Here is a 16,030-nt window from a genome sequence, read left to right as displayed (position 1 = left end):
ATCAGCTTGCTTCAATGCAATTTGTGTTTTGGTAGCCAACACTTCGTCCTGCCAAGTGCGGCATTTCGCGCCCGTACTCGCTCCTGCCCGGGTCCGACTGCAGGACCTTGGCGCAAAGCGTGTTAGCGGTGCTTATGGTTTCGTAGGCAACAGGCCTGTACTTCAGACCAAGTCCATTTGGTGCGGGAAAACGTGGAGGGGGGTCCGCCCGGTATCGCCGTTGGGCGAAACTTGACGAAGTCAGCAAAAAGGAGCGCTGGGGCTTCCTTCAATCCTGCGACTCGCAAGCAGTGCCGAACGGAAATTGGGGGCGATTGTAGATAGGTCGCCAACCCTTGACTATGACTTATTGAGCAACAGTCTTTTACAGAATCTGCAACAATCCGCCCCGAAAAATCAACTTCGCGACAGTTTGTCGCACCCCGCTTGATAGCCCTCAAACCCGCGTTTCACAAGGCTTAGAGATTGATCTGGATCAAGCGGGAGAGAACATTTCGCTGTTCTCATCCGGTGCAAAAGACCACACCGAAATCGTGACTTATGTCTAAGACTGGCGCCGGTTGCGGTAGATGCCGAACGGAACCAGGATGGCCGTCAGCACGAATGCCACCAATGCCCACTGCGCCAGCGACAAACCGAGGATCGGCGGGTACGGCGTGCTGCAGAAGCCGTCGACCTGGAATGCCAGCGGCCAGAGCTTGGCCAGGGGCAGGTCGTCGACGATCGGCTGCAGGGTATCGATGCCGCAACTGACCATGGGGTTGGCGAGTATATACACATGGTTGCCAGCCGCAACGATTCCGCCAACGGCACTGAGCACCACCAGGCCCTCGAACAGGGTCAGGCTGCGGCGCCCGGGCATGGCGGCGGCAATGAACGCGAAGATGGCAATAAACAGCAAGGCATAGCGTTGCAGGATGCACAGCGGGCAAGGGGCCTCGCCCAGCACCACCTGCATGTACAGCGCACCGCCGATCAGGGCGAGGCAGATCACCCCCAGCAGTACCAGAAAGCGCCGTTCGCGATTCAGGCGCGATGTTTGTTCGTTCATTGCCGATTCCTTCGATGGATAGGGGGCAGCGTGGTCCGCCCGCCTGGCGCAATTCTACACGCAGGCAGGGCCTTTGGCGTGTCGAGGAGGCGGCAAGACAGCACTGCGCAGGGCTATCCGGAGATGCTCAGACCGGTTGCAGCAAGGTCGGTTCAACGTTGGCCGGTAAAAAAAGCGGCTGCCCGGGTGCCTTGCAGGGGGAAGCCCCTCGACACCCGGGAGTGAAGGATACAGTGATTAAAGGAGGATTAAAGATGAAAGGTGCCCGAGGCACCGTTCATCTTTCCTTATATATAGGCAGGAAGTATTGATCGGCCCTTTCGCGGGCACGCCCGCTCACAAAGTGACTGCGCAGATGCTGAAAGCTGCGAGTAACCTGTGGGAGCGGGCGTGCCCGCGAAGAGGCCGGTACAGTCAGTAGATCACTCCAGGGCCGACGCAGGCCCGAAGAACTCATAGCGGCTTTGCTGCTCCGGTACCCCCAGGCTCTTGAGCTGGCGCCTGACCGCCGCCATGAAGCCCTTGGGCCCGAGGAAATACGCATCCACATCACGCCCGTGCGGCAGCCACTCGGCCAGCAGCTCCTCGCTCAGCAAGCCCACGGCATCGGCGGCAGCGCCGCCTTCCGGTTCGGCATAGCAGTAGAAGCGTTTGAGCTGCGGATGACGCTCGGCCAGGCCGTCGACCCAGTCGCGGAAGGCATGCACGGCACCGTTGCGCACGCAGTGGATGAAATGCACCTCACGCGGTGTCTTCAGCGCCGCCTCAAGCATCGCCAACGTCGGGGTGATGCCCACCCCACCGCTGATCAGCACCAGCGGCCTGGCGCTGGCCGCCAGGGTGAAATCCCCTGCTGGCGGGAACAGCTGCAAGGTGTCGCCCACCGCCAGTACATCATGCAGATGGTTGGAGACCTTGCCGCCTTCCTCGCGCTTGACGCTGATGCGGTATTGCTGGCCGTCGCACAGGGCAGACAACGAATAATTGCGCCGCTGCTCGACACCGTCGATGAACAGTTGCAGGCCAATGTACTGGCCGGGTTCGGCCTTCAGTACCGGCTTGCCATCTACCGGGGCGAAGTAGAACGAGGTGATTTCGCTGCTTTCCTGCTCACGACGGACCAGGCGGAATTCGCGGCTGCCGCGCCAGCCGCCGGCAGCCTCTTCCTTCTGTTTGTAGAGGGTTTCCTCTGCGCCCATCAGGATGTCGGCCAGCTGGCCGTAGGCAGCAGCCCAGGCCGCGATGACTTCAGGCGTGGCGATGTCTTTGCCCAGCACTTCTTCGATGGCGCGCAGCAGGCAGCTGCCGACGATCGGGTAGTGCTCCGGCAAAATCTGCAGGGCAACGTGTTTGTTGATGATCTGGCCAACCAGGCCACCGAGCTGCTCCAACTGGTCGATGTGACGGGCATACATCAGCACGCCATTGGCCAGAGCGCGTGGCTGGTCGCCGCTGGCCTGGTGGGCCTGGTTGAACAGCGGGCGCACCTCTGGGTACTCGCTGAGCATCATTTTGTAAAAATGGGTGGTCAGCGCTTCACCACCGGTTTCCAGCAGAGGGACAGTGGCTTTGATGATTGCACGTTGTTCGGCATTGAGCATTTAGACGACTCCTGAGCCTGAGGCTTCACATGATTGCCTTTGCTGTTACAGCAATCGTGCCAACCTTTTCCGCCAATGAAATCAGGGCACTGGCAGCAATCATGTCAAAATGACCCGGTGTCACGTATAGTCAAATTGACTTACAGGAGTCCATATGACTACCAAGCCTTTGCTCACCACCTTGCTGCCCCTGGTCAGTGACCTGTCCCGCGACTTGCCCGACCAGGAGCGCTACCGCCGCCTGCTGCAGGCCATGCGCGGGCTGTTGCCCTGCGATGCTGCCGCGCTGTTACGCCTGGACGGCGAGTGGCTGGTGCCACTGGCCGTCGATGGACTGTCGCCCGATACCTTGGGCCGACGCTTCAAGGTCAGCGAGCACCCGCGTTTCCAGATCCTGCTCAGCCGACCGGAACCGACACGCTTTGCCAGCGACTCCGAGTTGCCCGACCCTTACGATGGCCTGGTCAACGCACCCCACGCCGACCTTGAAGTGCACGACTGCATGGGCTGCCCGCTGATGGTCGACGAGCGCCCCTGGGGCCTGGTGACCCTCGACGCGCTCACGCCCGGCCAGTTCCAGAGCCTGGAACTCGATGCCCTGCAGGCGTTCGCCAGCCTGGCCGCCGCCACGGTGACCGTGGCCGAACGCATCGAGCACCTGGCCCTGCGCGCCGAAGATGAGCACCATCGCGCCGAGATCTACCGCCAGGCCAGCGGCCAGGACAAGGAACTGATCGGTCAGAGCCCGGCGCACAAGCGCCTGCTGGAAGAAATCCGACTGGTGGGTGGCAGCGAACTGACCGTGCTGATCACCGGCGAAACCGGTGTGGGCAAGGAACTGGTCGCCATGGCCCTGCACCAGGCCAGCAACCGCGCCGACAAACCCTTGGTAAGCCTCAATTGTGCAGCCCTTCCTGACACGCTGGTGGAAAGCGAACTGTTCGGCCATGTGCGCGGTGCCTTCACCGGCGCCCACGGCGAGCGTCGTGGCAAGTTCGAACTGGCCAACGGCGGGACGCTGTTTCTCGATGAAGTGGGTGAGTTGCCGCTGACCGTGCAAGCCAAGCTGCTCCGCGTGCTGCAAAGCGGCCAACTGCAACGCCTGGGCTCGGACCGTGAACACCGCGTAGACGTACGCCTGATCGCTGCGACCAACCGCGACCTGGCCGCGGAGGTGCGCGCAGGCAACTACCGCGCCGACTTCTACCATCGCCTCAGCGTCTACCCGCTTCAGGTGCCGCCACTGCGTGAGCGCGGGCGCGATGTGCTGCTTCTTGCCGGCTACTTCCTCGAACAGAACCGATCACGCCTGGGTTTGAACAGTCTACGCCTCAGCAGTGAAGCGCAAGCAGCGTTGCTGGCGTATGACTGGCCGGGCAACGTGCGCGAACTCGAACACCTGATCGGCCGCTCGGCCCTGAAGGCCATGGGCCAACACCCGAAGCGCCCGCGCATTCTCACGCTCGAGGCCAGCGACCTCGACCTGCGCAGCGCCCAGCCGGCCATGGCCGGCACCCTTCCCCACGGCACGCCCACTGCCCTGCCACTCCCCGTCTGGGGCCTGCGCGAAGCTCTCGACGATTACCAGCGCCAGCTCATCGAGGCCTGCCTGCAACGGCATCAGGACAACTGGGCCGCTGCAGCCCGCGAGCTTGGCCTGGACCGTGCCAACCTGAGTCGCCTGGCCCGTCGGCTGGGGCTTCGCTGAGCCAACACACACTAAAGGACTATCCGCAAAGCCATCTGGTGGCAATCCGCTGGGCTGCTATATCTCCCTAATCGCCGGTTACGCGGCCGCTATTCGGCCAGGTTGTGCCAACCAAGGATCGCGAAGACGGTCCTGCGTACCGAAAACCAGCAGGGAGCACTCATGGACAACATCGTCGTCGCCGATAAGCAATCTGCCGTCGCCACCCAGAATGCCTGGGGCAATATCACCCTCAACAGCCCAGGCGTCGTGCAGATGCCCGTTGCTCCCGACCAGGTGGCGACCGTCACCCGGCGTGGCCAGGACCTGATCGTCACGCTCAAGAACGGAGAAAAGGTCACCATTGGCAACTTCTTCGCCGTGGACCAGGCAGGGGTTGGCAGTGACATGGTGTTCGTCGGCGAAGACGGCACCCTGTGGCACGCCAATTATGACGCGACCGCCTTCAGCGGCTTCACGTTCGATGAAGTGAACTCACTCGACGAACTGGTGGCCGGCATCGGCACCGCCGGTAACGAAACCTCGACCTTTGCGATTGCCGGGCTGAGCTTGCTTGGCGTCGGCGGGGTGGCAGCAGCGGCGAATGGTGGTGGCGGTGGTGGTGGTGGCGGTGGCAGCACGCCGGGCGACACTACGGCACCGGCAACCCCCATCGACCTGCTGGTTTCGCCCGATGGCCTGCGCCTGAGCGGGCGTGGTGAAGCGGGCGCCACGGTGAATGTATTCGATGCTGCCGGCAATCTGATTGGCAGCGGCACGGTGAATGCCGATGGCAGTTTCGATATCGCCCTGAACACCCCGCAGGCCAACGGCGAAAACCTGGCTGTCTCGCAGACCGATGCCGCAGGCAACACCTCGCAGGCTGGTACGGTGACAGCCCCGGACACCACCCCGCCTTCCGCACCGACGCAACTGACGATCGACCCGCAAGGCAATACCGTCACCGGCCGCGCCGAGCCAGGTTCGACCGTTCAGGTACGCGGTGCCGACGGCTCTGTGCTGGGAACTGCCGTGGCCGGCGCCGACGGCCAGTTCAGCGTCACCTTGCAACCGCCGCAGACCGATGGCCAGCCTTTGCAAGTCACGGTCACCGACCCTGCCGGCAATGTCTCCAGCGGCACCACCATCACCGCACCGAACGACGGCGTCGGCAGCGGCGGCGACACCACACCACCCGCGCCGGCCAGCAATGTGATCATCAGCGCCGATGGGCGCACCGTGTCGGGCCGTGGCGAAGTCGGTGCGACCGTCAACGTGCTGAACGACCAAGGTCAACTGATCGGCACCGGTACCGTGCAGCCCGATGGCAGCTTCACCCTGCAACTGACCTCGCCCGTGGTCGATGGCTCATCGCTGCAGGTCACCCTGACCGATGCCGCCGGCAACATTTCGACGCCAAGCCCCCTGACTGCCCCGGACCTGGTGGCGCCAACGCAACCCAGTGGGCTCAGCCTGGCCAACGGCGTAACCCTGACCGGCAGCGCCGAAGCGGGCGCACGGGTAGAAGTTCGCGATGCCAATGGCAACCTGATCGGCAGCGCCATCGTCCGGCCAGACGGCAGTTTCAGCCTCACCCTCGACCCTGCCCAGGCCAATGGCGAACACCTGGCCATCACCGTCACCGATGCTGCGGGCAACAGCTCGACGCCGCTTGATTACACTGCACCTGATATCACCCCACCGGCAATCATCAGTAACGTCATAGTCGGTGCTGGCAGCCTGGTCATCAGTGGCCGCGGCGAACCTGGCGCCACGGTGGAAGTGCGTGACACCAACGGCGCGGTGATCGGCACTGGTGTCGTCGCGGCCAACGGCACCTTCCTTGTCGACCTCAACGGCCCGGTCAGTGCCGCGGAAAGCATCGTGCTGGTGCAGACCGACGCCGCCGGCAACTCTTCGGTCGAGCTCACCGTTATCGTCCCTGCCACTGCAGTGCCGCAGAGCCCTGCCGGGCTGGTACTGGCCGCCGACGGCTCGTCCATCAGCGGCACCGCCCCGGTGGGCAGCCTGGTGGAAGTGCGCGATGCCAATGGCGCGGTGATCGGCAGCGTACAGGTGGGTAACGATGGCACCTTCACCATCACCCTCGCCCCGGCCCAAGCCAATGGCGAACTGCTCGACGTGGTGGCCATCGACGCTGACGGCAACAGTTCGTTGCCGAGCCAGATCAACGCCCCGGACATCACCCCGCCCAACCAGGCCAGTGACCTGAACCTGGCGGCCGACGGCATCACCCTCACCGGCCGCGGCGAGGTCGGCGCCACCGTGCAGGTCACCAATGCCCAGGGTACGGTGCTGGGCACCGCAACAGTCGGAGCCAACGGTTACTTCACCGTCACCCTGTCGCCCGCCCAGGTCAACGGCCAGGAGCTCGACGTGGTGCTGCGCGACGCCGCCGGCAACAGCTCCACCGCCTCCCTCACCGCGCCCGACCTGGATGGCCCGCTGCAACCCTCGGCGCTGGCCGTCGACGTCACCGGTTTGCATCTCACCGGTGCCGGCCAAGCGGGCTCGATCGTCACCGTGCGCGCCGCCGACGGTAGCGTGCTGGGCACGGCGGTCGTCGCCGCCAACGGGCAATTCGACGTCACCCTAAACGTGCCCCAGCGCAATGGTGAACAACTGAGCGTCGAAGCCACCGACACGCAGGGCAATAGTGCCGGCCCGGTCAGCTTCACCGCTCCCGACACCACGCCACCGCAAGCCGTGAGCAACCCCAGCATCGACGGCACGGGCAGCAGCGTCTCCGGCACTGGCGAGCCCGGCGCCACCGTTACCGTACGCGGCCCGAACGGCACTGTATTGGGCACTGCCCTGGTCAACGGCGACGGCAGTTTCCAGGTTACCCTGAGCCCCACCCAGACCAATGGCCAGGCCCTGACCGTCGAGCAACGCGACCCGACCGGCAACGTCTCGGCCGCCGTCGACCTGACGGCGCCGGACAGCCAGGCGCCGGCCATCACCACAGGCCTTGCGCTGTCGACCGACGGCACGGTGCTCACCGGCAGCGGCGAACCCGGCGCCCAGGTACGGGTGACCGGGGCTGGCGGCGCAGTGCTGGGCACCGCTACGGTCGAAGCCGACGGCAGCTTCCGTGTGGCCATCGACCCACCCCAACTCAATGGCCAGGTGCTGACGGTGATCCAGACCGATGGCGCTGGCAACCCCTCCCCCGCCGACACCTTGACCGCCAGTGACCGCGAAGCGCCTCTGCCCGCCCAAGGCCTCGGCCTCAGCGCCGATGGCATCACCCTCACTGGTCAGGGCGAAGCGGGCGCCACCGTAGAAGTCCGCGACGCCGGTGGGCAGCTGCTCGGTAGCGGCGTGGTCGACAACGACGGTACCTTCAGCGTTACCCTGACACCTGCGCAAACCAGCGGTGAAACCGTGTCGGTGGTGCTCATCGACGCCGCTGGCAACGCCTCGCCGTCGGCGCCGCTCACCGCCGACGACAGCAGCGCCCCCGCAGCCCCGGGCGGGCTGCTGGTCAGCGCCGACGGCAGCCTTGTTCAAGGCACCGGTGAGCCCGGCGCCACCGTTGAAGTGCGCAACAACGCCGGGCAGTTATTGGGCAGCGTGGTGGTATCCGCCAATGGCAGCTTCAGCGTTGCACTGAGCCCATTGCAGCTGGACGGCCAGACCCTCAACGTTACCCAGACCGACCCACAAGGCCATGCCTCCAGCGCCGCACAAGCGACTGCGCCAGACCTCACCCCGCCCGCACAACCCACGGACCTGGCGATCAGCGCCGATGGCCTGGCCCTGACCGGCAATGCGCCCGGCGCGGCTTCGGTCACCGTGATCAGCCCGACCGGCGTCGAAACCACAGTACTGGTCGACGCCGACGGCAGCTTCAGCGTGCCGTTGTTCCCGGCCTTGATCAACGGCGAGACGGTGACCGTGGTGGTCGCCGATGTCGCCGGCAACAGCACGGAGCCGACCAGCGTCACGGCCGCCGACACCTCACCACCGGCTCCCGCCACCGATATCGCGGTCAGCCCGGATGGCAGCATCATCAGCGGCACCGCCGAACCCGGTACCACGGTCATCGTGCGCAACGGCAGCACCGAACTGGGCACCGCCACGGTCAACCCGGATGGCACCTTCCAGGTTCAGGTCAATCCACCGCTGGTTGCCGGCGACAGCGTGCAACTCGTGGTCCACGACGCCGGCAACAATGAAACCTCGATCACCGTCAACGGACCGGACGGCAGCGAAGTCGCAGCGCCCACCAACCTGGCCATCAGCGACGATGGCTTCCTGCTCACCGGCCAAGGCACGGTCGGCTCGCTGATCACCGTCACCTCCGCCGGCACCACCCTGGGCACCGGCACGGTAGGCAGCGACGGCATCTTCCGCATCTTCTTCGCCAATGCCCAGCTCAATGCCCAGACCCTGCATGTCAGCGCCCGCGCATCGGCCAGCGGCGCCCCATCGTTGCCGGCGACCATCGTCGCAGCCGACACCACCCCGCCCGATGCGCCGACCCAGGTCGCCATCAACCGCAGCGGCACAACCTTGACCGGCCATGGTGAAGTCGGCGCGAGCGTGAGCGTGACCGACGCCAGCGGCACCGTGGTCGGCACCGGCACCGTCGGCAGCAATGGCCTGTTCTATATCAACCTGGTGCCGGCGCAGGTGAACGCGCAAAACCTCACCATCACCCAGGCCGACGCTGCGGGCAACGTGTCGCTAGCCGCCACACAGCAGGCACCTGACCTGCAAGCCCCGGACGTCGCCACCGGCCTCAGCCTGAACAGCGCCGCTACCGTGGTCAGCGGCCAGGGCGAAGCCGGTGCACTGGTGACCGTGCGCGACGCCAACGGCGCCGTGCTCGCCACCGGTACGGTAAACCAGAGCGGCCAGTTCCAGATCACCCTGCCCAGCGCACAGACCACCGGCAGCGCACTGCAGGTCACCCTCAGCGATGCCGCTGGCAACGTGTCCGGCCCGGCCAGCCTGGCGACCCCTGACCGCACGCCACCGGCGGCCGTTACCAACGCAACGCTCAGCAACGATGGCCGGCAGCTTTCCGGCAGCGGTGAAGTAGGCGCCACGGTACAGGTACGCGATGCCAGCGGTGCCGTGCTTGGCACTGCCATCGTGGGCGCCGACGGGCGCTTCACCGTTAACTTCGCCACCTCGCAGGCCACTGGCCAGGCACTCGGCGTGACCCAGCTGGATGCTGCGGGCAACACTTCGCCAGCGGTCACTGTCGTCACTACCGACCTGAGCGCCCCGGCAGCGTTGACCAACGTGGTGCTCAACAACAACGGCCTGACCCTCACCGGCCTGGGTGAAGCCGGCGCCTCGGTGACCGTGCGTGGCCCGGACGGCACCATCATCGGCACCGGTGTGGTGGCCGCCAACGGCAGCTTCACCCTCACCCTCACCAGCGCGCAGCTCAACGCCGAGCGCCTGAGCGTGACCCAGACCGACGCTGGCAACAACAGCTCTGCCGCCGTGACGGTGACAGCCCCCGACCACACTCCGCCTGCGGCGCCCACCGCCCTGGCCTTGGCTGGCAGCGGCCTGCAACTGAGCGGCAGTGCCGAATCCGGCAGCACGGTCACCGTGCGCGATGCGGCGGGCAATGTGCTGGGCACCACGGTGGCCGCCGCCAACGGCACCTTCCAGGTCACCCTGAGCAGCCCGCAGACCAACGGTCAGGCCCTCCAGGTGACCGCTACCGATGCCGCCGGCAACGTCTCGCCCGTGGCCGCCTACACCGCAGCCGACACAACGCCTCCAGCCGCTGTCGCCCATTTGGCCGTCTCGGCCGATGGTGCCACCCTGACCGGCACCGGCGAGGCCGGCGCCACGGTCACCGTGCGCGCACCGGACGGCACTGCGCTGGGCACGGCCCAGGTCGGCAGCGACGGCCGCTTCTCGGTCACCCTCGCCCCGGCGGCAACGGTGGGTGAGAACCTCGCGGTGGTGCAGGTTGACGCCGCCAACAACACCTCGCCGGTACAAAACGTCACGGCGCCGGGCAACACCGCACCCGATGTTCCCGGCAGCCTGGTGCTCTCCGCGGACGGCCTGGTGGTCACCGGTATCGCCACACCGGGCAGCACGGTCAGCGTGGTGGGCCCCAACGGTGTGCTGCTGGGCAGCGCCCCGGTCAACAACGACGGCACCTTCAGCGTCACCCTCGGCAGCGCCCAGGCCAACGGCGAGATCCTCCAGGTCAGCGCTACCGGCACGGCCGGCAGCACGTCGCTGCCGGCCGAGTTGCAGGCGCCGGACACCACTGCGCCGCAACCGCTGAGCAACCTGGCGCTGTCCAACGACGGCCTGGTGCTCACTGGCCACGGTGAGCCAGGTGCCACCGTGACCGTGCTCGGTATCGGCGGGGTCGGCCTGGGCACTGCCGTAGTGGGCGCCGACGGCAACTTCAGCGTCAACCTCTCCGCCGCCCAGCTCAACGGCGAACAACTCAGCGCCGCGCAGACTGACGTCGCCGGCAACGAGTCCAACAGCGTCAGCCTCACCGCACCGGACATCACTGCGCCGGCGGCGCCGGCCAATCTGGCATTCGCCAGTGGCGGCAGCCTGCTCAATGGTACCGGTGAAGCCAATACCGCAGTGAAAGTCATCGCGGCCGACGGCACTGTGCTGGGCACCGCCACGGTGATGACCAACGGCAGCTTCCAGGTCACCCTCAACCCGCCGCAGGCCAACGGCCAGGCCGTGCAGGTGGTGCTGACCGACGCCGCCGGCAACCAGTCCAGCGCCAGCCCCATCACCGCACCCGATAGCACACCGCCGACTGCGCCCAGCGAACTGGCCATCTCCAGCGACGGCGTGACCATCACCGGGCGTGGCGAAGCCGGGGCCACGGTGATCGTGACCAACCCGGCCGGCCAGCAGATCGGCACGGCCCTGGTCGACGCCAGCGGCCATTTCACCCTGACCCTCAACCCGGCCCTGGGCAACGCCGAGGTGCTGAGCTTCACCCAGACCGACGGCGCCGGTAACCTGTCGCCGGTCGCCACCTTGCAGACCCCGGACTTCACGCCGCCAGACGTGCTGACCAATGTGGTCATCAATGCCGACGGCAGCGTGGTCATTGGCCGCGGTGAGCCTGGCGCGACGGTCACCGTGAACAACGCAGCCGGCGTGCTGCTCGGCACTACCACGGTGCTCGCCGACGGCAGCTTCCGGGTCGAACTCAGCCCTGCACAGATCAACCAGCAGGTGCTGTCGGTACAGCAGGCCGACCCACCCGGCAACATCAGCGAGCCAGTCACGATCAACGCCCCGGACCTGACGCCGCCAGCCGCGGCGCTCGACCTGCGGCTCAACGCCGCTGGCGACCAGCTCGGCGGTACCGGTGAAGCGGGCAGCACCGTGCGTGTCTATGCCGGCACCACCGAAATCGGCACTGCCACGGTCGGGCCCAACGGCACCTTCGTGGTCAACCTCAGCACGCCCCAGCTCAACGGCCAGACCCTGCAGGTCACCCTGGCAGACGCCAGCGGCAACGTCTCACCGATCAGCACCGTGATTGCGCTCGATAGCACGCCCCCGGCCACCGTGGTGGCGAGCCTCAACGGCAGCGGCACCCAGCTGGTCGGTACCGGTGAGGCCGGGGCACGGGTCAGCGTGATGGACGGCCAGGGCAATATGCTCGGCCAGGGCACCATCGACCCCGACGGCACCTTCGTGCTCAACCTGACGTCAGCGCAAATCAACGGCCAGGTGCTCAGCGTCATTGCCCAGGATGCCACCGGCAATCCTTCCGCACCGCTGCAACTGACCGCACCTGACCTGACCCCACCAGCTCAGCCCGCCAACCTCACCCTGACCGGCAACGGTACGTTGCTCAGCGGCACCGCAGAGGTGGGCAGCGTCATCAGCGTGCGCGATCCGTCCGGCACGGTGGTCGGTACCGTCACCGTGCCGGTTGGCGGCAACTTCACCGTGACCCTGAATTCGGCGCAGAACAACGGCCAGCTGCTGACGGTGATCGCCACTGACAGCGCCGGCAACACGTCGACGCCCGCCCAGTACCAGACCGCCGACACCTCACCGCCTGCGGTCGTGACCAACCTCGCCATCAGCAACAACTACGACATCCTCACCGGGCGTGGCGAAGCCGGCGCCCGTGTGAGCGTCAGCTTTGGTGGCGTGGTCATTGGTACCGGCCTGGTCGACGCCGGCGGCAACTTCTCGATCAACCTGCAACCGGCCCCGGGTTCGGTAGCGTCCCTGGCCGTCACCCAGACCGACGCGGCCAACAACACCTCGGCCGTGGCGACCTTTGTGACCCCGCTGGTGCCGCCACCGGAGCCACCCGTCAGCGCGACACTGGCCGCCGACGGCCTGACCCTCACCGGGACGGCCGCCACCGGCACCTCGATCCGTGTCTACGACGCCGCCGGCAACCTCATCGGCAGCGGTCTGGCCAACATCGGCAACGGTGGTTTCTCCATCACCCTGAGCGCCGCCCAGCTCAACGGGCAGCATTTGTCGGTGACGTCGGTATCGCTGCTGGGGGGTGAGTCGCAACCGGTGTTCGTCACCGCGGCCGACATCACCGCGCCGGCCAACCCGGTGGTCAGCGCGCTGTCGGCCAACGGCCTGGTGCTGACCGGTACCGGTGAAGCCGGCGCCACGGTGACGGTGCGCGATGCTGCCGGCAACGTGCTCGGCAGTGGCCTGGTCAACGGCGCGGGAGCGTTCAGCATCAACCTCAGCAGCGCCCAGCTCAACGGCCAGGTACTGAGCCTGACCCAGGCAGACGCCGCGCTGAACGTCTCCGGCGCTACCAGCTACACCGCGCCGGATACACAGGCGCCGCTGGCACCCACCAACCTGGCGATCAATGGCGCAGGTACCGTGCTCACCGGTAACGGCGAGCCGGGCGCGACCGTCACCGTGCAAGGCCCCAGTGGCACCGTCGGTACCGCCATCGTGCAGGGCGATGGCACCTTCAGCGTCACCCTGACCAGCACCCAGAACAACGGCCAGGCCTTGGTCGTGCGGCAGACGGACGCCGGCAACAACGTATCCGGCAGCGCCGCCATCACCGCGCCCGACACCACTGCGCCGACCGCTCCAGTGGCGGCCATCAACGCCAACGGCACTTCCGTCAGCGGCTCCGGCGAAATCGGCAGCACGGTGACGGTTCGCAACAGCGCCGGTACCGTGCTCGGCACCGCCACGGTGGGCAGCAACGGCCTGTACGTGGTCAGCCTGAACACGGCGCAGGTCAACTTCCAGGCGCTGACCGTCACCCTCACCGATGCCGCGGGCAACACCTCCACCGCCACAGCACTGACCGCCCCGGACCTGACCCCACCGGCCAACGCCAGCAACCTGGTGATCAGCGCCGACGGCACCACCCTCACCGGTACCGGCGAGGCCGGCGCCACGGTGACCGTGCGCAGCGCCAGCGGGACCGTGCTGCAAACCGCCGTGGTGCAGGCCAACGGCACCTTCACCGTGACCCTGAGCCCAGCCCAGGACAACGGCCAGGTGTTGTCGGTGACCTTGACCGACCCACGCAGCAACGTCTCCGGCAACGTCAACATCACCGCACCGGACGTCGATGCCAACGCCCCGGTTGTCGCCAGCAACAACCTGGCCACCGCCACCGTCAACCTCGCGCCGGTGACCGCCACCACCACCTACACCGACAGCTTCACTACCTTGCTGTCGGGCTTCAGCAAGACCTACACCTGGACAGTGGCGGCTGGCACCACGGCCGATCCGACCCTGACGCTGACCACCAACAGCGTGCTGGCGCTGCTCAACAACTCCACCTTCACCCTGCAGGTGAAGGACGCCAGCGGCGCCTGGGTGACCATCGCCACCGGCAACACCCAGGGGCTGCTCGACCTGATCGTGCTGCCGCTGGGGCTGCAGGTCGACATCGGCAAGCTGCAGGCCGGCGACTACCGGCTGACCGTGGCCAGCGGCGGCATCGGCCTGGTGACCCAGGTCACCACCAGCCTGGACATCGACGCCACCAGCCTGACCCAGTTCACCGGCACCGGCACCGCCACCTCGGGCAACGTCATCACCGACCCGGGCACCAATGGCGCGGTCGACTCCCTCGGCCCGGACAGCGGCGCCGTGCTGAAGATCCTGGTCAACGGCAGCTACGTGACCGCCGCCAGTGGCGCAGGCACCACGGTGCAGGGCCAGTACGGCACCTTGGTGATCCATGCCGACGGCAGCTACACCTACACCCCCAACGGCAGCCCGTCGAGCGTCGGCAAGGTGGACGTGTTCAGCTACGAGCTGGTGCACCCGAACGGGCTGACCTCCGCGGCCAACCTCTACGTGCGCATCGACAGCCCGCAGGCCACGGAAACCTGGAACGACAGCAACCTCAGCGCGCCGGCCACGGTGGTGGATGCGGTCAATGACGTCGACAGCAGCAACATCACGCTGGCCAACCGGGTTGACAGCAGCAGCGCCACCCTTGGCTCGCTGACCCTGCCGCTGATCGGCTCGCGCTCGGCCACCTACACCACCACGGTGGCCGCCGACACCACGGCCAACCTGCAAGTGGTGGTCAACTCCGCCAACCTGTTGAGCCTGCTCAACGGCACCACCATCCAACTGCTCAAGCTCAACACCACCACCGGCCAGTATGTGGTGGTGCAGACGGTTGGCGGCAGTTCGCTGGTCAGCCTGCTTGGCGGCGGCGCAGGTTATACCTTCCAGAACCAGGGCGCCGGTACCTACCATATCGTGGTCAGTGCCGGCGGCATCGGCCTGGCCAGTTCGATCACCACCAGCCTCAATACCACCACCACGCACCTCACCGAGTTCGTGGTCAGCAGCGCCACGGTGGCCAGCGGCAACCTGATCACCGACCCGGCCGGTACCGACAACCTGGGTTCGGCATTGACCGTGCTGAGCGTACTGACGGCCGCCGGCACCTATGCCATCCCCGGCTACAACGGCGTCAGCGTCGCCGGTACCTACGGCACGCTGCTGGTGCATGCAGACGGCAGCTACACCTACACCCTCAACAGCGGGCTGACCTCGGCAGTGATCGGCCAGCACGACACCTTCACCTATGAACTGACCCACCCTAACGGCACCACCGATACCGCCACGCTGACCGTCAACCTGGACAACGCCGCCAGCGTCACCACCTTCTCGGCACTGGTGGCCGACACCAGCGACAGCAGCGGCGCGGTGGCCAGCGTTGCGGCCGCTGCATCCAGTGAAGTGCTCGCCGGCACCGATGGCAACGACCACCTGGTCGGCAGCCAGGGCGGGCACATCAGCCTGGAAGGCGGCGCAGGCAACGACACCCTCGAAGTGGTCGACCAGAACTTCGCCAGCGTCGATGGCGGCAGCGGTACCGACACCCTGCTGTGGGGCGGCGGCGACGCCAGCATCGACCTCGGCAACCTGGCCAGCCGTATCCACAACATCGAGGTGATCGACCTCAACGACACCAGTGCAGTGGCGCTGACCCTCAACCTGGCGGACGTGGTGGCAATCACCGAAGCCGGCAACAACACGCTGATCATCAAGGGGGATGACAAGGATTCGGTGCACATGACGGACAACTGGACCCTGGTCGGGAACCAGACCGCCGACGGCATCGACTATAACCAATACACGGCCCAGGAAGATCCGAGCCATCACCTGTGGGTGCAGAACAGCATCCATGTCGTTTGAGGCCGCTGCAATCCGCCG

4 protein-coding genes are annotated in these 16,030 nt (G+C 66.4%); 2 read left to right on the top strand and 2 right to left on the bottom strand.

All coding sequences use genetic code 11. The annotated features are described in order from the left end of the window. Positions 1–544: 544 nt before the first annotated feature. Positions 545–1,051 (bottom strand): disulfide bond formation protein B, encoded by a 507-nt coding sequence (locus ACTORR_RS18770; protein ID WP_054887535.1) that lies wholly within the window; start codon positions 1,049–1,051, stop codon positions 545–547. Between the two features lie 422 nt (positions 1,052–1,473). Further along, complete coding sequence (hmpA, locus tag ACTORR_RS18765) at positions 1,474–2,652, bottom strand: NO-inducible flavohemoprotein (protein ID WP_054887534.1); 1,179 nt, start codon at positions 2,650–2,652, stop codon at positions 1,474–1,476. A 154-nt stretch (positions 2,653–2,806) separates the two neighbouring features. On the opposite strand from hmpA, the gene norR reads away from it, so the two are divergent. Together norR and ACTORR_RS18755 are read left to right on the top strand one after the other, a co-directional pair. Continuing rightward, positions 2,807–4,360, top strand: coding sequence for a nitric oxide reductase transcriptional regulator NorR (norR, locus tag ACTORR_RS18760; protein WP_313364325.1), 1,554 nt, complete (start codon positions 2,807–2,809; stop codon positions 4,358–4,360). A gap of 162 nt (positions 4,361–4,522) precedes the next feature. After that, positions 4,523–16,012 carry a BapA/Bap/LapF family large adhesin gene (locus ACTORR_RS18755; protein WP_441343759.1) on the top strand — a complete coding sequence of 3,830 codons (11,490 nt, stop codon included), beginning with the start codon at positions 4,523–4,525 and terminating at the stop codon, positions 16,010–16,012. Positions 16,013–16,030 lie beyond the last annotated feature (18 nt).

This window comes from Pseudomonas sp. SAR267 (assembly GCF_052077595.1).
Lineage (GTDB): Bacteria > Pseudomonadota > Gammaproteobacteria > Pseudomonadales > Pseudomonadaceae > Aquipseudomonas > Aquipseudomonas vlassakiae.
The sequence above is the reverse complement of the archived record's forward strand: the minus strand, read 5'-3'. Positions and strand labels throughout refer to the sequence as shown.

Bases quoted from the DNA above. Each gene is read 5' to 3' on its own strand.
- ACTORR_RS18770 (WP_054887535.1), bottom strand. From the start codon at position 1,051: ATGAACGAACAAACATCGCGCCTGAATCGCGAACGGCGCTTTCTGGTA.
- hmpA (WP_054887534.1), bottom strand. From the start codon at position 2,652: ATGCTCAATGCCGAACAACGTGCAATCATCAAAGCCACTGTCCCTCTG.
- norR (WP_313364325.1), top strand. From the start codon at position 2,807: ATGACTACCAAGCCTTTGCTCACCACCTTGCTGCCCCTGGTCAGTGAC.
- ACTORR_RS18755 (WP_441343759.1), top strand. From the start codon at position 4,523: ATGGACAACATCGTCGTCGCCGATAAGCAATCTGCCGTCGCCACCCAG.